Genomic DNA, 18,129 nt, shown 5'->3' with positions numbered 1-18,129 from the left:
CGGCCGTTAGAACACGTCCTGAACGAGTGAGAGGGCCTGTTCGCGGTCCTCCCACGGGACGAACACGGAGACCGATGTCGCGGACGTAATCACGTCGTAGAGATGGATATGGGCGTCGGCCAGCGGTGCAACGACCTGATGGGCGAGCGCCGACTGGCTCGGGTCGCCGCCGGTGACGCGGATAACGGCGATCTCGTCTTCGACGGTGACCGACGAGAGGGTCTCGTCGTCAACGATACGGGCGTGAAGCAGCGCCTCGGCCTCCTCGGCGTCGTCTTCGTCGACGTAGAACGTCAGCGAGTCCATTCCCGAGGAGTTGGCCTCGATGTTGATCTCCTCGTCAGCGATAGCGCCTGACAGGTCCGCGAGAATGCCCGGGCTGTTCCGGATAGCGCGGCCGGCGACGGTCACGCAGGCGATTGGCTGTTCCTGCAGGTCGATGAGGTTCTGGAACTCACCTTCGATGGACGTGCCACCGGCGAGCAAGTCGCCGTGCTGGTAGTGGACGACGCGGACACCGAGGTCGTCGCTCTTGTACGACAGCGCCGACGGCGCGACCACCTCGGCCCCGCGGAACGACAGCGAGCGAAGCTCGTCGACGGAGATTTTGCCGACGTTCCGAGCGCCTTCGACGACGCGCGGATCCCCAGTCATGACGCCTTCGACGTCGGTGACGATGACGACTTCGTCGGCGTCCATGTAGTCACCCATCATCACGGCGCTCGTGTCGGAGCCGCCACGGCCAAGCGTCGTCACGTTGCCTTGGTAGTCCTCCGCGAGGAAGCCGGTGATGACCGGGACGACGTCCTTGAGCTGGCCGGCCAGCGCGTGGGCGCGCTTCTGTGTCTCCTCGACGTCGACCTCGCCGTACTCGTCGGTGATGATCGGCCAGTCCTCGCTGCCGGGTTCAAGGAAGACCGCATCGATACCGCGGGCGGCGAGTGCTCCTTTGAGCATCCGGACAGAGGTCCGTTCGCCCATCGAGACGATTTCGGCGCGGTCCGCAGAGTCGGCGTCGTAGTTGATCTCGTCGAGCAGTTCGTCGGTCGTGTTGCCCATCGCCGAGGCGACGACTGCGACCTCGTGGCCCTGCTGGACGGCCGCGGCAATCGAGTCCGCGGCCCGGTTGATGCGGTCGCCGCTACCGAGGCTCGTCCCACCGAACTTAGCGACTACGCGCATGCTACCACCGTGTCCGTGTGTACGTGAACCATTGCCCTCGCGTTATCCGTCGCTCGGGATAACTGTGTTCATCTGTGACTGCGTCTCACTGTCGACAGCGACCGGCAGATTCCGTCGTTTGAAGACCTGTTGCCGCGGAGGCGGACGCAGTCCGGAGCGTCCGACACACCGTTTATTTGCGTGGGGTTCCCACGCACATGTATGGATATCCGCGACGCTATCGAGGACGACGCCGAACGACTGGCTGCCCTCGCTGACGGGCCGCCGGACGTGATGCGAAACCTCGTCCACGACCGGACCGTCCGCGTGGCCGAGGAAGACGACAGCATTGTCGGGTTCGTGAGCTTCGACGCCGAACGTGGGACCGTCCACGTGACCCAACTGGCCGGGTCGAGCGACGCCTGCGAGGAACTCCTGACCGACCCGATCGAGTTCGCGCGCCGGGAACACATGACGGTCGAGCTACTGCTCCCGGAAGACGAATCGCAGGTCCGCGACGCTGTCGAGGCGGTCGGGTTCACCTCCACCGGAAACGGCCCCCGGTTCGACGGGCAGGAGACAACGCGCTACCGGTTAGAGCCGGAGCGAGCGGAACACTGACCGGCGTCAGGGGACCGAGAGCCGCCAGCCAAGCGTCGCACACAGCCCGAACCCGAAGGCGTTGAGCGAGCCGTGGAGCGCAACCATCGTCGAAATCGTCAGCCCCAGCGACCGGCCGGTGAACGTCGATACGCCGTAGCCGAGCGCGAGCGTCATTGAAACCGGCAGTGCGACCGCCGCGATGCCGAGCAGGGCTCCCTGTGGTCGAGGACAAGAGGGGACGACACGGCGCAAGACGACAACGCCGAAGCCCGCGACGGCGACGGTAAAGAGGCTCACTGCGACGACCTCCACCAGCGGCGAGAAGGCGATACCGACCGCGATGAGCGCCGGGCCGACGAGGATGACACTGACAACGGTGTGGAATCCCCGCGAGTGGTCACCGAGGTGTCGGCCGGTCAGTCCTGCTGCGACCGGGAGGACGAACCCGGCGTAGTGGAAGTGGACCGCTGTCAGTCGGATGATGACGCGGTCAAACCAGAGCGTCAGGTCGAGATGGGCCAGCAGGAGCGCGACCGCGCCAACCGAGACGTAGGCGAAGCCAGCGTCGATAGCGGTCTCTGGGAACACTAGGCCGCCCCGAGCCCGGGTCCGAACGAACGCCGCGAGTCCGAGGAGACCGGTGACAGCCAGCCACGGCGTTGCGAGCGCGACGGCCAGCGGTGCTGGTGACGGAACGACCAGCGAGACCGCGAGTAGGAGCGCACCGACCGGCTGGAGCCAGATGGCAGCGGTCGTGAGCCGACTGACAGGTGCCTCGAACGCCCCGGTCACCGCCGTGCGGAGGGCGAGCGGGACCAGCACGAGCGGCGCGAGGGCGAGCGCCCGTTCGATAGCGTCCAGTTCGCCAGTGGCCGTCATCGCCAGCCAGACCACCGCTCCAAGCACCGCGCTCAGGTCTGCAACGGCGATGCTGCCGAGAGACGGCTGGGCGACGCTGTCGAGTGCTGGCTTCCGAGACCCAGCGGCGCGGTCGCTCATCGCGGGGGGAGTCGGTCGAGTCCGCGGACGATTCGAAGGTCATCAGGCGTCCCGTCGCTGGCAGTCTGGTCCTGCGTGAACGTCCCGCGGTAGCCGAGCATGTGGCCCACGAGGTCGTTCTCGACGGTGGCAGTGACGTGGTAGCGTTCGTCGTCTACGTCGTAGCGGTCACGCACCTCAACGTCGGCGGCCAGCGGCCCCGGCAAGGGCACATAGCGGTCCCCGAGCCGAGCCCACTGTCGGCCGCCGGCGACGACGAGCGCGCCGTCCTCGACCCGTGGGTGGAGTTCGCTGGCGACCCGGCCGTGTGTCCCCAGAAAATCGAGCAATCGCTCGGCCTCGGCGTCCCAGACGGTCAGCGAATCGAACAGACGGGTGGTGTCGCCGAAGTCGAACGCGCGGCGGGTCGTCATCGCCTCGTGCCCGCCGTCCGTCGTGTAGGCCACCGTCGTCACCGAGAACGGCACGTCCTCGCCGGCTTCGGGGAACAGCATATTCTGGGTCGTCATCGCGTACAGCGCCGGCAGGACCAGCGTTCCACGGGTAATATCCATCTCGCCACGGCCGACACAGACCGTCCCGTCGTCCGGAGCGAGGCTGTACCGGTCGCGGACCTTCGGATGGAGGTCAGCCGCGGCCTCACCCAGCGCCCGCTCGTAGACGCCCGTCACAGCACCACCCGCGCTGGTGGCATCCGCAACGCAAGCGGCGTCTCGACAGCAGTGTTCCGGCACGGCACTCCCGACGCGCCCCGCGTCTGTGCGTCCATTGGTTAGCTGTTCCCGGGGGAGATGGATATTTCTACTGGGTAGAAGACGGAAAATACTGAGCAAAGAACCAGCGCAGTCCATTTTCGACCAGAAAGTCGGACAGGGCCTCGCTGTTGGCGGCCCGTTCGCTACCGTTACTCCTTCGAGCGGAGTTTGCGGTAGAGATACGCGACACCGAGACCGCTGGCGACCAGCGCCGGGACCAGCGGCGCGTCGGCGGCCTTCGATACCTGTCGCCGAACCGTCTGAGCGACCGACGATGGCTCCTCGATGAGGTCCAGCACGGCCTCGGTGCTGTTTGCGACCGGCTCCGGTTCGTTCCCGGCCTCAGCGGCTGCTTCGGGGTCTTTGAGCAGGTGGCCCGTGGTCAGGCAGACGACCGACTCGTCGCTATCGATTTCGCCTTCGCGCCGGAGTTTCCGGAGGCCGGCGACGGAGGCGGCGGATGCCGGTTCGACGCCGACGCCTTCCCCGGCGACGTCGCGCTGTGCCTCGGTGATTTCCTCGTCCGAGACGGCAACGGCGGTGCCGCCGGTCTCCCGGATGCCCGGCAGCGCCTTCGGCGCGTTGACCGGATTGCCGATGCGGATGGCGGTCGCGCGGGTCTCGACCTCCTCCCAGCGGCGGGTGTCCTCGTATCCGTTCTCGATGGCTTCGACCATCGGGGCGGCCCCCTCGGCCTGCACACCGGTGAGTTTGGGCACCTGCTCCTCGGTTATCGCGCCGGCCTTGACGAGTTCGCGGAAGCACTTGTACAGCGCCGCGGTGTTGCCAGCGTTGCCGACCGGCAGGACGATGCGGTCCGGATACTCGCCGTTGTCGGCGTAGAACTCCTCCATGATCTCCAGCCCGATAGTCTTCTGGCCCTCCAGACGGAAAGGGTTCAGCGAGTTCAGCAGGTAGGCCTCGCCGCGGGCGGCGAGGTCCTGCACGATGTCGAGACACTGGTCGAAGTTGCCGTCAACCTCCAGAATCCGGGCCCGGTGGAGGCTTGCCTGTGCGATTTTGCCAGCCGCGACCTTCCCGGCGGGCAGGAGAACGAGCGTCTCCATTCCGCCGCGAGCGCCGTAGGCTGCAAGCGCCGCGGACGTGTTGCCCGTCGAGGCACAGGCCAGTCGGTCGACGCCGACTTCCTGAGCGACCCGGACACCGACGGTCATGCCGCGGTCCTTGAACGAGCCGGTGGGGTTCATCCCCTCGTGTTTCACGCGGAGCGCGTCGACACCGATGTCGTCTTTCAGGCGAGGCATCTCGTGTAGCGGCGTGTCACCCTCGGGGAGCGTGACGCCCTCCTCGAAGGGCAGGGCGGCATTGTACCGCCAGACGCCCGACCCCTCGAACTCGTCGAAGGTCGGCAGGTCGTCGTAGCGGACCTCAAGCAGGCCGTCGCAGTGGTCGCAGGTGTAGCGAATCTCGTCGAAGGGAGCAAACGTCTCACCACACTCGATGCAGGCCAGCCAGACGCCGTCATCGGCAGCCGGCGGCACGTCGTCGGTGAGTTGCAGGTCAGCCATTGTCGGGACCATGCTCCCAGTGGGCAAAAGTCGGACGGTTGTCGGCTATACTGCCGGCGCTCACGGTGTGGCAGCTATCACTCGTTGGGGCTAGCGTCGAATTCGTCGATACGGTGATGCACTGCGGCAGTCCACTCGTCGAGGGTCTCGTGCATCAGTTCGCGTGCCTCCGACAGCGGTGTCGCGGTGTACTGGTACACGTGGCCGCCACCGTCGAGTAACCGCCGTTTCCGCGTCGCAAGCCCCTTCTCGCGAAGCGTCGACAGCGACCGGTTGACGTTCGAGCGGTCCCGGCCGAGTTCGTCAGCGAGTTCCTCGACAGTACTGGCTGGTGTCTCAAGCAATGTCTGATACGTCCGTACCTCGTGTTCCTGAACGCCGAACACACAGGCCATCACATCCGAGAGGTTTGGTTCGTCGTCGACCATCAGCTCGTGGAACTGGTCCGGAGAGGGGTTGACAGACATACCCACCTGTATACTTCCGACCCGGATAAACTGGGCCGTTACCTCAACCTCACCCCTACGGCGTCGGTTCTGTCCGATTTCATCCGGTTCCGAGCTGTCGGCAGCGGCTCAGGAAACATACCCCTGTTAACAGTTATCAAATATATAGGGCCGGTTACTGGTTCAGCTAGAGAGCAGCTAGCAGGATTCCCGCAGCAAATAGCACTGTGTGAGATAATGTCAAACCCATCGAAAAAGGTGCTGCTTCGGGTGGAGATTATCCTAAGACGAACCAGAGCTTCCACAGATCACCTTTAGCGTCATGAGAATGTCGCCTCGGAGTACATATCAAAAGCATTAAGACTCGCTGGCTAATGTCACTTTAAAAAGAAGTAAGCGCATTTCTCCTCGTAGTGTCCGAGCTACGATGAGGATGCTAATACTTCCCGATCCCAGAAACCAATGAATTACAGGAGTTTCGACCATCTCAGTGCTGACACGCAGGAGTGGATCGTCGATCTACCAGACGACCTGGATCTGATCGTCGGAATACCGAGAAGCGGGATGCTAGTGTCGAACTTACTTTCGCTGCATCTCAATCTCCCGCTGACAGATATCGACGGGTTGCGGGAGGGCAGGCTCCTACAGACGGGGGAACGGTACGACGGTAAGTTCGACCTCTCGGAGTTCTCGACGATACTCGTCGTCGACGACACCGTCTACACCGGCAGCGAAATGACCGCCGCGCAGTCGACGATCGACGGCCTGGATCTGTCCGCGGACGTGTACTACGGCGCTGTGTACGTTGACGAGGGCTCCGAGCGGTTCGTCGATACGTACGCCCAGACCCTGCCGTTCCCGAGAGTATTCGAGTGGAACATGATGCACCACGACTTCCTCGTGGACTCCTGTGTCGACCTTGACGGTATCCTCTGTCGTGACCCGACGCCCGAAGAGAACGACGACGGGCCGAAATACCGGGAGTTTATTTCCACTGTCGATCCGATCTGTGTCCCCTCGGTGAAAATCGGGCAGATCGTCACCTGCCGACTGGAGAAGTATCGCAGCGAGACCGCCGCCTGGCTCGACGAGCACGGAATCGAGTACGACGAACTGGTGATGATGCAGTACCCGGACAAGGCCACACGGGTCGCCGCGGGCAACCACGGCGAGTACAAGGCCGAGGTGTACGGGTCTTCGGACGCCAAGCTGTTCATCGAAAGCTCACACTCCCAGGCCCGAACAATCGCTATGCAGACCAACAAACCCGTCTACAGCAAGGAGCAAAACCGAATGCTCCAGCAGGGGTATCTGACCCGCGTCGCCAGAAACGGCCGGATGTCCATCGAGGCCGTCAAATCCGACCCGCTCAGGTACGTCGATCAGCTCAGGTCAGACCCAGTGGACTTCGTCAAGCGGGCCTCGTCGGTGTTTCTGTGACGATCTGGGCGCGAGAGTATCCTAAATAGATCATAAACACATCGCTTCGGACGGACAAAGCAAGAACGCTCATTTCGACTCACAGGGGCGGATTAAGGGGGCTTGATGCTGTTTTACCAGAAGGTAGGAGTATATGGTTAAAACAGGAAGTTTCAACTAACCGAATTTTTTATTACCGGAGAGTAGACATTTCTCTATTGACAAGTATATTAAGGCCTTTCAAGAGGATGAATTGTGGTGAGGGGCCTGCTGGTCGCCACGGTGTAAGACAATGAACTACAGAAGCTTCGGTCATCTCAGTTCCGATACACGTGAATGGGTTGTCGACTTACCAAGTGATCTGGACCTGATCGTCGGGGTCCCGAGAAGTGGGATGCTCGTCTCGAATCTGTTGTCGCTCTATCTCAACGTACCAATGACCGACGTTGAGGGACTCAAAGAAGGGCGGCTTCTCCCAGCGAGGGACGATAACGTCCGTGAGTTCAATGTCGCAAACTTCTCGAAAATACTGGTTGTTGATGACACAGTCGCCAGCGGGGGCACGATGACTGAGATCCAAGAGACTGTTGAGTCGCTTGACATCTCGGCTGAGACGTACTACGGCGCGGTATACGTCGATCTTGGTTCCGAACATTTCGTCGACACCTACGCCGAAGTACTCACCACACCACGCGTCTTCGAGTGGAACATGATGCATCACGGGTATCTCGCCGAATCCTGTGTCGATCTAAGCATACTCTGTGAGCCATCAGCGTCGCTGGACAACGACGACGAACCGAACTATCAAGCGGTCCTCAGGACAGCCGAACCAAAGTCTGTGCCGTCGGTAAAGATCGGATGGATTGTGACCTCCCAGCCAGAACAGTACCGCGAGGAAACCGAAACCTGGCTTGATGCACATGGAATTGAGTACGGCGACCTCATCATGATGGGCCACCCCGACAGGAATAGCCATATCGCTGCGGGAAACCGCGGAGAATACAAAGCTAGCGTGTATCACTCAAGTGATGCAAGGCTGTTCATTGCGGACTCATACGTGCAGGCGCTGACAATCGCTCGGAAGACGAGTAAGCCAGTGTACAGCAAAGAGCGGAACGTAATGCTTCGGCAAGGCTATTTGAGCCGAGTGGCCAGAGGTGCCCGTACCTCAATAGCAACCGCGCAGTCAGACCCCCTCTACTACGCCAACAGATTCAGATCGAACCCGGTCGAATTTTCCAAACGAGTACTCTCAAACTTTTTGTAGCAGACAGCGGGAAACAGTTCCAAGCAGAACCACAACGGGATTTTTGTTATGGGAAAGCAGTCACAGCAGGACGGTACGGTCGCCAATCAGGGTAGCAGCTTTTCCTCGTGCACCCTGATATTCGCCTGCCGCGGCAGCCGCTTTTTATCAGGTTTCCTAGCACGCATCGTTCGCTGCGGGACCTAGCAGAAAAGCTAGCACGAAGAGTTACACCTCAGTCTCGCTACGGGACCATTCGCGCAAAAACGTGGGGAAAAAGCCGTCCCTCGCTCCGCTCGGGACGATCTACGCCTGCTCAGCTAACCACACGAGCAGCCCCTTCTGAGCGTGTCGGCGGTTCTCCGCCTGGTCCGGCAGCCACTTTTTCCGCGTCGGGTCGTTCACTGCGTTCACGACCACTCGCGCAAAAACGTGGGGAAAAAGCCGTCCCTCGCTTCGCTCGGGACGATCTACGCCTGCTCAGCTAACCACGCGAGCAGCCCCTTCTGAGCGTGTAGGCGGTTCTCCGCCTGGTCCCAGACGACAGCGTTGTCCGACTCGATGGCGTCGTCGGTGACCTCCTCGCCGCGGTGGGCGGGCAGGCAGTGCATGAACGGCCGGTCCCCGAGCAGGTCCGTCGTGATCTGGAACCCCTCGAAGTCTTCGAGTTTCTGGCCGCGCTGGTCCTCCTGTCCCATGCTGACCCACACATCGGAGTACACCACGTCCGCGCCAGCCACGGCGGCCTCTGGGTCATGGGTCGTCTCAGGCGCGTTACCGAAGCCGGCGGCACGGTCGGCCACATCATCAGAGATGCCGTAGCCATCGGGCGTGGCGACAGTGAGGTCGAGGCCGACCATCGCCGCGCCGATGACGAAGGACTGGCAGACGTTGTTACCGTCGCCGACCCACGCCACGGAAACGTCCTCGAAGTCGCCGAACCGCTCTCGGATGGTCAGCAGGTCGGCGAGCGTCTGGCAAGGGTGGGCGTCGTCGGTCAAGCCGTTGATGACCGGAACTTCGGCGTACTCGGCCAGTCCCTCCGCGTCCGCATGGTCGAACACGCGGGCCATGATGAAATCGACGTAGCGCCCGAGCGCACGGGCGGTGTCTTTCACCGGTTCGCCATGGCCCAGATGGATGTCGTCGGGGCCGAGAAAGACGGCGTGGCCGCCCAGTTGCGTCATCCCCGTCTCGAAGGACACTCGGGTCCGCGTCGACGGCTTCTCGAATATCATGCCGAGCGTCTGCTGGTCGAGCAGGTCGCTCGTACTCCCCTCGCCGTGGTCGGCCTTGATGGCCGCGGCGCGGTCGAGGACGGTCGTCAGTTCGTCGGTCGTGAGGTCGTCGACGTCGAGTATATCCATCTCAGTCCTCCAGCAGGCGTTCGGTCGCGGTTTCGAGCACCGCGACAGAGCGGTCGTATTCGTCGAGCGGGAGGTGCTCGTTCGGTGCGTGGTCGAGGTCCGAATCGCCAGGCCCGTATGTCACCATGGGGCAGTCCCACGTCTTCGCGTAGACGTTCATGTCGCTGGTGCCGGTCTTGCGAAGCAGCGTGGGCTCGCCACCCTGCTGCCGGATGGCGGCCCGGAACGCCCGGGCGGCGCTGGTTCGGGGGCTCTGCATCACCGGTTCGACCTTGTCGTCCCAGTTGACCGTGCCGTTCTCCAGAAACCCGTCGGCGATTTCGCGGATTTCGCCGGTGCTGTACTCCGGCGGGACGCGCAGCTGGACGTCCATCGTCGCTTCGACGCTCAGCCCGTCGCTCGATGTCCCGCCGTTGAACTCGACCGGCTTGCAGGTGACGCGCTCGAAGACGGGGTGCCACTCATCGGTGGCGAACTCGTCGTCAACCGACGACCACCAGTCGATAGCGTCCTGAATGGCGTTGTTCTCCGGGCGCGAAGAGTGGCCGGACTCGCTGGTGGCGACGTAGGTCCCGGCCAGCAGGCCACGATAGCCCAGCGTGATGCCCTCCCAGCCGGAGGGTTCGCCGTTAATGACGGTGCCGGGTGTCGACTCGCGGTCCTTGACGAGGAATCGAGCGCCTTTCGAATCGACTTCCTCGCCGACGACGCCGACGAACGAAGCGCCGGTGCGGACGGCGGCGACGGCCATCGCACACAGCGGCCCTTTCGCGTCGACGCTGCCGCGGCCCCAGAGCACGTCGCCCTCGTCGGTCTCCTCGACGCGGACCGGGATGTCGCCCGGGACGGTGTCGATGTGGGAGGTGAGCAGGACGCCGTCGTCCGCCGGAGCCCGGACGTTACCGACCTCGTCGAGCCACGCCTCGCGGCCGTGTGCCTCGAAAAACTCGACCAGTCGCTCGGCCGCCTCCGTCTCGTTCCGCGAGACCGACGGGATGCGGACAACCGCTTCGAGGAGGTCACGTGCCTCGGTGTCAGCCTCAGGCGTCGCAGTTTCGCTCATCCCACCACCTCCGCCATCGCGTCGACGACGGCGTCGGCGTGGTCCTTGTCAATGGTCAGTGGCGGGAGGAGGCGGATAACCGTGCGGCCGGCCGGCAGCGCGAGCACCTGATGGTTCAACGCGAGCTTTTTCAGCGCCGCGTTCGCACCGCGGCCAACCTCGACGCCGATCATCAGCCCCTCACCACGAATGTCCCGCACGTCGTCGCCGATAGCCGCTTCCAGTTCGGTCAGGAGGTAGTCGCCGATGACGGCGGCGTTGCCGGGCACCGAGTCCTCGATGATGGTCGAGACTGTTGCACCGGCGGCCGCCGAGATGACCGGGCCGCCGGAGAACGTCGAGGCGTGGGAGCCGTAGTCCTCGGCGATCCAGTCCCGGCACAGCGTTGCCCCGATGGGGAGGCCGTTACCGAGCCCCTTCGCCGCGGTTATCATGTCCGGCGCAACGGCAGCACGTTGGGAGTTCCACAGCGCACCGGTCCGTCCCATCCCGGTCTGGACCTCATCAAAGATGAGTGCTGCCCTGGCGTCCTCGGTAATCTCCCGGGCGTCTTCGAGGTAGCCGTCCGAGGTGGGGTTGATACCACCCTCGCCCTGAACAGGTTCGACGATGAACGCGGCGGTGTCATCGTCGACGGCCTCAGCAAGCGCCTCGCTGTCGTCGTAGGGGACGAACTCAACGTCGCCGATGAGCGGCTCGTAGGGTTTCTTGTACTTGTTCTTCCACGTGGTCGCTAGCGCGCCCATCGTCCGGCCGTGGAAGCCCTGCATCGTCGCGACGATTTTGGAGTTCCCCGTCGCCGACCGGGCGAACTTCAGTGCGGCCTCGTTGGCCTCGGTCCCGGAGTTACAGAGCCAGGTCTTGTCGATTGGGTCCGGCGCGGTCTTGGCGAGCAGGTCGTACAGCGCCGTCCGTTCGGCGTTCGGGTACGACGCCTGAACGTACGTAATCTTCTCTAGCTGTTCGCTGACGGCGCTCTGGACCGCCGGGTGCTTGTGGCCCAGCGGGACACAGGCGTAGGACGCGCCCATGTCTAGGTACTCTGTGCCGCTGTCGTCGTAGACGTAGGCACCGTCGCCACGTTCGATCTGGATGGGTTTCTCGTTGAAGACGAATCCGCTCATTGTTCCTCCGTCGCTGTCTGGTCTGTGTGCTGTTCGAGTGCGCTCGCATGGACGTGGGTCCCGCCGCCGTCAAGCGCCGAGAGAATCGGTGACTCGGCGTTGGCGTCGGCCACCACGACCTCGGATGCGCCGCCGTCGAGCGCCTCCTCGGCGGCCATGATTTTCCGGCCCATGAACCCCTCGGCGGCGTCTTCGAGTGCATCCCAGTCGGCTGCCGTCTCGACTGAGTCGATAAGCGTCGACGGGTCGTCGGGGTCCGCGTAGACGCCCTCGACATCAGTGAGGAGCACCAGCTGTGCGTCGAGTTCGCTGGCGATGGCCGCCGCCGAGCGGTCGGCGTCGGTGTTGACGGGAATCACTTCACCGTCATCGTCGCCGGCCATTGGCGGTGCCGCGACGGGCGTGTATCCATCGTCGAGTAGCGTCTCCAGCAGGTCGCCGTTGACCTGCTTGATGGTCCCCGAGTGGTCGCCGCGGCGGATCTTCTTTTTCCCGTCCTCGACGACCCGCACTGCGGACTTCCGTGGTCCGTAGAGCAGTTTGCCGTCGACACCGGTGAGACCGACCGCATCGACGCCCTCGCTCTGGAGGCCGGCGACGAGCTGGGTGTTCAGATGCCCGAAGGCCATCTCGAACACCTCCATCGTGGTCTCGTCGGTGAACCGGCCGACGACGCCCGACGGCGTCTCGACGTATTCGGGCTCGACGCCGAGCCGTTCGAGCGTCTCGTCGACTTTGGTGGAGCCGCCGTGTACCACGACGACTTGCTCACCATCGGCCACTAACGATGCCACGTCCGCAAGCGCCCCCGCGGGGTCGACCGCGCGAGCGCCACCGACTTTGATAACGACTGTCATAAGAACTGGGGTCAGGGGTTACGGTGCGCCGACGGGGTGGAGCCCCTGGAACTCCAAGCCCGCCGTCTCTTCGATGCCGAGGGCGACGTTGGCCGCGTGGACGGCCTGTCCCGCCGACCCTTTCATCATGTTGTCGATGGCCGAAAACACGACCAGTCGTTTGTTGCCGGGGTCGAGTTCGAAGCCGACCTCGGCGCGGTTCGTCCCCGCGACCGACTTGGGTTCGGGGTAGCGGTAGACGCCACCACCGCCGGCGACGAGTTCGACGAAGGGTTCGTCCTCGTACTCGCCGCGGTAGGCGCCCCAGAGGTCGCCCTTCGAGACCGGGCCCTCCGGGAAGACGTGGCAGGTCGCGCTCGCGCCGCGGATCATGTCCACCGCGTGGACGGTGAAGGACACGTCGATGCCGAGGAACTGCTGGATCTCGGCCTCGTGGCGGTGTCCCGTCGGCGCGTACGGACGGACGACGCCCGAGCGCTCGGGGTGGCTGGAGGCCTCGCCGCCGCCGGCTCCGCCCTCGCTTGACCCGACCTTCACGTCGACGACGACCTGCTCGTCGCCGGAGAGGATGTCGGCCTCGAACAGCGGGAGCAGGCCCAGAATCGTCGCCGTGGCGTTACAGCCGCCAGAGGCGATGAGGTTCGCGCCTTCGAGATTGTCACGGTTGAGTTCCGGCAGCGCGTACTCGCTCTGTTCGAGCAGTTCCGGGCGTGTATGTCCGTCGTACCACTCGTCGTACTGGGCCTCACTCTCGAGGCGGAAGTCCGCCGAAAGGTCGACGACCGTGCCGGCTGCGTCCTGGAACGCGTCGATCTGTTCCATCGAGACGCCGTGGGGCGTCGCGGCGAACAGCACGTCGACCGATTCCAGGTCCGACGGCGAGGAAAACCGCAGGTCTGAGTGGCGAAGGTTCGGATGTGAATGCCCGATGGTCTTGTTCTCCTTCGAGCGGCTGGTCGCCTGCGCCAGTTCGAACTCGGGATGGCCGTCAAGCAGGCGAAGCAGTTCCCCACCGGTAAAGCCGGAGCCGCCGACGACGCTCGCTGTGTACGTCATGCTGTCACCTCGGCGTCAGTCTCGGTCGCCGCCTTCTGTTCGAGCCAGTCGACGACCTTCGCCGGCACGTCCACGTCGGTAACCTCGTTCAGCGCCTTGAACTCGACAGTGTGGTTGACCTCGTGGACCGTGTAGTCATCGAACTCGCGCGTTCGCTGCTCGCCTTGCTCACGGCTGTCGCCGTTCGCGTCCTGGGTGTCGCTTTGCGACACCCCGACCTCCATCAGGTCAATACCGAGCAAGCCGCCACCGACCGCGTCGGAAGCCTTCTCGACTAGTTCCAGCGCGCGGTCGTCCAGTTCGAACTCGTTGGTCTCTGCGCCCTTGGCAGCGTTGGTGAGCCAGTGGTCTGAGGAGCGGACCATCGCCGCAATGGGCTCGCCGTCGACAGCCAGCACGCGCATGTCGCGGCCGGGCTTTTCCACGAACTCCTGTACGTAGAAGATCTTGTGCTCGTAGTGGCCAAGTGTCTCCTTGTGTTCGAGGATAGCCTCAGCGGCCGAGCGGGAGTCGATCTTCGCCATCAGACGACCCCACGAGCCGACAACGGGTTTGAGGACGCAGGGGTAGCCGAACTTCTCGATGGATTCCAGCGCGGCGTCCTTCGTGAACGCCACGTCGGTGTTGGGCGTCGGCACGCCAGCGGCCTCTAACGCAAGGCTGTTGTTGACCTTGTCCGCACAGGTGTCGGCGACCTCGGGGCCGTTGACGACCGGCACGCCGTAGGCCTCCGCGAACTTCGTCGCATACACGCTGCGACTGGTCGCCAGGCAGCGGTCAACGACGATGTCCAGATCCTCGAAGGCCTTGGGGGCCTCGTGGATGTTGAACTGCTGTTTGCGAACGTCTATCTTCTCGATCTCGTGGTCGCGCTCGCGCAGTTCCGACAGGAGGAGCTTCTCGTCCCGGCGGATGCGCGAGTAGAGGAGTCCGACTTTCATACTGAGTCCTCCGTGGGTTCGCGGCTCGCAGCGCCGAGCGCCACGGTCACGTACGGCGTCGAACGCCGCGCCACCGCGAACACCTCACTCACCCCAGTCCTCTTCGAGCTCGGGTGCGCTGTCGAGCTCGACGGGGTCGGCGCCGACGACTTCCAGCTCGGCACCACAGGTAGCACAGTCAACGATCTCTCCGACTTCGAGGTTGTCGTGCAGGGACACGTCCGCCCCACACTCGATGCATTCTGCCATTGTAGTTCATCCTGTGACAGGGACCCACTTAAAGCCTTCGAACATGTCAGAATAGTTTAACAACATATACTGCCCTCTAATCGTATCAAAGCTCCAAATCCGCCACGTTTCCGAGTCGTGTATCAGAAGTATGGTATAATTGTCCCGCGAGGGGACGGTGGTCGTTCAGACATATCGGTCCACCTCCGTCTGGCGGCGGTCAGTCGCCTGTGAAACCGCCTGCCGGCGGTCAGTCAGTGCCTCGCTGTCGGCGGCGAGGGCATCTTCCGCTACCGACACCTGGTCGGCGACGGCGTCGGGGGCCGGGCCACCGCGAGAGTCCCGCATCGCGACACTTTCCGCTGGGTCGAGTGCGTCCGCCAGCGCGTCGCGGTCGACGTAGGCTGACAGGGGTTCGCCCAACACGTCCTCGGCAACGGCCGACAGCGCCTCGTAGTCGGGCGCGTTTTCCTCGGGCCCCAGACCGGCGGCGGCCTCAGCAACGACCTCGTGGGCCGTGCGGAACGGCACACCGGCCATCGCCAGCAGGTCGGCCACGCCAGTCGCCGTCGCAAACCCATCAGTCGCCGCCGCTTCGAGCGTCTCGGCGGGCCAGTCGGCGGTCGCGACCGCGCCGGCGGCGACTGCCACGCTCTCGGTGACGCTGTCGATGGCGTCCCAGGTGTGGCGGCCGGCGCGCTGGAGGTCACGGTTGTACGCCCGGGGCTGGCCTTTCAGGTTGGTCAGCAGGCCGTTCAGCCCGCCAACAGCGTCGCCCGTGCGTCCACGGACCAGTTCCAGCGTGTCGGGGTTCTTCTTCTGGGGCATGATTGAGGACGTCGAGGCGTAGTCGTCGTCAAGGTCGACGTGACCCTTGCTCGCCATCACGACCACGTCCTCGGCCAGCCCCGACAGATTCGTCGCCAGCGTAGCGACGGCGCTGGTCGTCTCGACGAGGAAATCACGCGTCGCCGAGGCGTCCATCGAGTTCTCCGCCACCGAGTCGAACCCGAGCAGTTCCGCCGTGCGCTCGCGGTCCACGTCGAAGGGCGTCCCCGCGAACGCGGCCGACCCCAGCGGGTTCTGATTGACGCGCTCGTAGGCATCCAGCAGCCGCGCAGTGTCGCGCTGGAGTGCCTGCTCGTAGGACAGCACCCAGTGGGCGACCGTCGTCGGCTGGGCGGGCTGGAGATGCGTGTAGCCCGGCATCACCGTTTCGCGTTCGGCACGAGCCACCTCGATGAGTTGCTCGCGGGCACCGATGACGGTCTCAACGAGGTCCAAAATGTCCTCACGCAGACGGTAGCGGATGCAGGCCGCCACTTCGTCGTTGCGCGAGCGGGCGGTGTGCATCTTCCCGCCCGACTGCCCAACGCGCTCGATGACCGCGCTCTCGATGGCCTCGTGCACGTCCTCGCCGTCGGGTAGTGCGCCGTGGCCCGCGTCTTCCACGTCCGCCAGCGCGGCCAGCACCTCGCCGGCCGTCTCGCGGTCGATTATCTCCTGTTCGGCCAGCATCACGACATGGGCGCGGTCGACCGCGAGGTCGGCCGCGAAGATGCGCTGGTCGTCGGACAGCGAGGAAAGGAACGACCGGGCGGGCCCGCCCGCGAAGCGGTCCCGGCGGACGACCGTCTCGTCGTGGTCGTCAGCGTGTGCCGTCTCGTGGTCCTCGCCGTCGCTCATTCGCTTACTCCTCCGTGTCCTCGTTCGCGGCGTGGTCGCCGCTGCCGTCTGTCACGGCGGCCCCTTTCTTCGCGTCGTCCAGAATCTTGTTCGCGAGGCGGGACTGGAAGCCGTGGTACTTCGCGACGCCGGTCGCGTCCTGCTGGGTGATACCACCGGAGACATCCTCCTCGTTGAACGAGGCCGCCGACTCGCTGTAGACGGCGTAGTCAGACTCGCGCGAGACTGGGCGGCAGTGACCGCCTTCGAGTTTGACCGTGACGGTCCCGGTAACGCGCTCGTTGGTGTCGTCGATGAACGCTTCGAGCGCGCCCGTCAGCGGCGCGTCGACGAGGCCCTGATATGCCTTCTGGGACCATTCCTGATCGACCTGGGCCTTGAACTGGCGCTCTTCCTGCGTGAGGACGAGGCCCTCAAGCGCCTCGTGAGCCGTCAGCAGCACCGTCGCTGCGGGGTGTTCGTAGTTCTCGCGGACTTTCAGCCCGAGCATGCGGTCCTCCATCATGTCCGTGCGACCGATACCGTGGGCACCCGCCTGCGCGTTGAGTTGTTCGATGAGTTCGACGCCGCCGAGTTCCTCGCCATCGACGGCAACGGGAACGCCGTCTTCAAATTCGACCTCGACGAGTTCAGCGTCCTTGTCCGAGGGGTTCTCGGTCCACTTGTAGATGTCGTCGGCTGGGATAGTGCTCGGGTCTTCGAGTTCGGAGCCCTCGATGGAGCGGCTCCAGAGGTTCGTATCGATTGAGTAGCGGCCGCCGTCGCCGCCCTCGACTGGCAGGCCCTTTTCCGCGGCGTACTCGTTTTCCCACTCGCGGGTGAGCCCGAGTTCGCGGACCGGCGCGATGACATCGAGGTCGGAGTCGCGCCAGACGGACTCGAAGCGGAGTTGGTCGTTGCCCTTGCCGGTACAGCCGTGTGCGACGGCCGAACAGCCCTCCTCTTCGGCAACCGAGAGGATGGCTTTGGCGATGACCGGGCGCGCGAGAGCGGTCCCGAGCGGGTAGCCCTGGTAGTCGGCGTTAGCCTTGACGGCCTCCATACAGAGGTCCGCGAACTCCTCTGTGGCGTCGACGACGTGCTGTTCAACGCCCAGCGCCTCGGCGGTCTCCTCCGCCTCCTCGAACTCGTAGTCGGGCTGGCCAACGTCGACGGTGACGCCGATGACCTCGTCGTAGCCGTACTCTTCTTTCAGCAGCGATACGCAAACTGTCGTGTCGAGCCCGCCCGAGAAGGCGAGCGCGACGGTTCCGTTTCCTTCTGGCATGGATGTATTCTGGATTGGTTCCGTGGTGTGCCTGTCGGTTTCTCGATCAAACGACATATCGAGTATCCCATCGAACCGACGACGACGGCGTCTAGCGACGAAGCGAACCTGTCAATTGAAGAGTAAGTAGTAGTGGGCCTAGAAACGGCCCGGTCGTCGTCGTCGTGGGGAGAAACGAAGGGACCCCTCGCTGTCCGCAGCGAGTATCGTGGAAAGAGGGGTCCGCGTCATGTACTTTCTGCTGTGTGACTCGGGTACTAATAGCTTCCGTGTTCGCAGTGGCGTGTGTATTGACAACAAACACATAGCCTCAGGCGTCCGTGAATCGCCGTTGTGGCCAGTAGCGACACACACCGGCGTGTACAGCGTATAAACAGTGTCT

At 63.9% G+C, this 18,129-nt stretch carries 17 protein-coding genes; 3 read left to right on the top strand and 14 right to left on the bottom strand.

Annotation, left to right across the window (positions count from 1 at the left end; all coding sequences use genetic code 11):
- Positions 1-6: 6 nt before the first annotated feature.
- Positions 7-1,182, bottom strand: coding sequence for an aspartate kinase (locus AV059_RS07785; RefSeq protein ID WP_058993652.1), 1,176 nt, complete (start codon positions 1,180-1,182; stop codon positions 7-9).
- A gap of 201 nt (positions 1,183-1,383) precedes the next feature.
- On the opposite strand from AV059_RS07785, the gene AV059_RS07780 reads away from it, so the two are divergent.
- Complete coding sequence (locus AV059_RS07780; RefSeq protein ID WP_058993650.1) at positions 1,384-1,782, top strand: hypothetical protein; 399 nt, start codon at positions 1,384-1,386, stop codon at positions 1,780-1,782.
- 6 nt (positions 1,783-1,788) lie between these two features.
- Here the strand turns inward: AV059_RS07780 and AV059_RS07775 are convergent, their stop codons facing one another.
- From AV059_RS07775 to AV059_RS07760, 4 genes are all read right to left on the bottom strand, one after another.
- Positions 1,789-2,763 (bottom strand): YndJ family protein, encoded by a 975-nt coding sequence (locus tag AV059_RS07775; protein WP_058993648.1) that lies wholly within the window; start codon positions 2,761-2,763, stop codon positions 1,789-1,791.
- Positions 2,760-3,434, bottom strand: coding sequence for a DUF4166 domain-containing protein (locus tag AV059_RS07770; protein WP_058993645.1), 675 nt, complete (start codon positions 3,432-3,434; stop codon positions 2,760-2,762). The genes AV059_RS07775 and AV059_RS07770 overlap by 4 nt, the downstream gene beginning before the upstream one ends.
- A 233-nt stretch (positions 3,435-3,667) precedes the next feature.
- Complete coding sequence (thrC, locus tag AV059_RS07765; RefSeq protein ID WP_058993643.1) at positions 3,668-5,059, bottom strand: threonine synthase; 1,392 nt, start codon at positions 5,057-5,059, stop codon at positions 3,668-3,670.
- A gap of 65 nt (positions 5,060-5,124) precedes the next feature.
- On the bottom strand, positions 5,125-5,514 hold the full coding sequence (locus AV059_RS07760) for a helix-turn-helix domain-containing protein (RefSeq protein WP_058993641.1): 390 nt from the start codon (positions 5,512-5,514) through the stop codon (positions 5,125-5,127).
- Between the two features lie 441 nt (positions 5,515-5,955).
- Here AV059_RS07760 and AV059_RS07755 point away from each other — a divergent pair, with 441 nt between their 5' ends.
- Both AV059_RS07755 and AV059_RS07750 read left to right on the top strand, forming a co-directional pair.
- Positions 5,956-6,933 carry an orotate phosphoribosyltransferase gene (locus AV059_RS07755; protein ID WP_058993640.1) on the top strand — a complete coding sequence of 326 codons (978 nt, stop codon included), beginning with the start codon at positions 5,956-5,958 and terminating at the stop codon, positions 6,931-6,933.
- 271 nt (positions 6,934-7,204) lie between these two features.
- A complete protein-coding gene (locus AV059_RS07750; RefSeq protein WP_058993638.1) occupies positions 7,205-8,179 on the top strand; it encodes a phosphoribosyltransferase family protein in 975 nt (324 codons plus the stop codon).
- 449 nt (positions 8,180-8,628) lie between these two features.
- On the opposite strand, the gene argF is transcribed toward AV059_RS07750, so the two are convergent.
- The 9 genes from argF to AV059_RS07705 form a co-directional block, all read right to left on the bottom strand.
- On the bottom strand, positions 8,629-9,525 hold the full coding sequence (gene argF / locus AV059_RS07745; RefSeq protein WP_058993635.1) for an ornithine carbamoyltransferase: 897 nt from the start codon (positions 9,523-9,525) through the stop codon (positions 8,629-8,631).
- A gap of 1 nt (position 9,526) precedes the next feature.
- A complete protein-coding gene (locus AV059_RS07740; protein ID WP_058993634.1) occupies positions 9,527-10,588 on the bottom strand; it encodes a [LysW]-lysine hydrolase in 1,062 nt (353 codons plus the stop codon).
- The gene (locus AV059_RS07735; RefSeq protein ID WP_058993632.1) at positions 10,585-11,712 is read right to left on the bottom strand and encodes an aspartate aminotransferase family protein; all 1,128 of its coding nucleotides are present in this window, start codon (positions 11,710-11,712) and stop codon (positions 10,585-10,587) included. The genes AV059_RS07740 and AV059_RS07735 overlap by 4 nt, the downstream gene beginning before the upstream one ends.
- Complete coding sequence (locus tag AV059_RS07730; protein WP_058993629.1) at positions 11,709-12,569, bottom strand: acetylglutamate/acetylaminoadipate kinase; 861 nt, start codon at positions 12,567-12,569, stop codon at positions 11,709-11,711. The genes AV059_RS07735 and AV059_RS07730 overlap by 4 nt, the downstream gene beginning before the upstream one ends.
- A gap of 18 nt (positions 12,570-12,587) precedes the next feature.
- Positions 12,588-13,625, bottom strand: a complete 1,038-nt coding sequence (argC, locus tag AV059_RS07725) for an N-acetyl-gamma-glutamyl-phosphate reductase (protein WP_058993627.1) — start codon at positions 13,623-13,625, stop codon at positions 12,588-12,590.
- The gene (lysX, locus tag AV059_RS07720) at positions 13,622-14,566 is read right to left on the bottom strand and encodes a lysine biosynthesis protein LysX (protein WP_058993625.1); all 945 of its coding nucleotides are present in this window, start codon (positions 14,564-14,566) and stop codon (positions 13,622-13,624) included. Before lysX ends, argC begins: the two co-directional genes overlap by 4 nt.
- An 84-nt stretch (positions 14,567-14,650) precedes the next feature.
- The gene (lysW, locus tag AV059_RS07715) at positions 14,651-14,815 is read right to left on the bottom strand and encodes a lysine biosynthesis protein LysW (RefSeq protein WP_004959888.1); all 165 of its coding nucleotides are present in this window, start codon (positions 14,813-14,815) and stop codon (positions 14,651-14,653) included.
- Positions 14,816-14,980: 165 nt separating this feature from the next.
- A complete protein-coding gene (gene argH, locus AV059_RS07710; RefSeq protein WP_058993623.1) occupies positions 14,981-16,480 on the bottom strand; it encodes an argininosuccinate lyase in 1,500 nt (499 codons plus the stop codon).
- Positions 16,481-16,484: 4 nt separating this feature from the next.
- On the bottom strand, positions 16,485-17,747 hold the full coding sequence (locus AV059_RS07705; protein WP_058993620.1) for an argininosuccinate synthase: 1,263 nt from the start codon (positions 17,745-17,747) through the stop codon (positions 16,485-16,487).
- Between the last annotated feature and the right edge of the window lie 382 nt (positions 17,748-18,129).

Source organism: Haloarcula sp. CBA1127, from assembly GCF_001485575.1.
Lineage (GTDB): Archaea > Halobacteriota > Halobacteria > Halobacteriales > Haloarculaceae > Haloarcula.
Note: the sequence above shows the minus strand (reverse complement) of the source record. Positions and strands in the feature narration are given on the sequence as shown.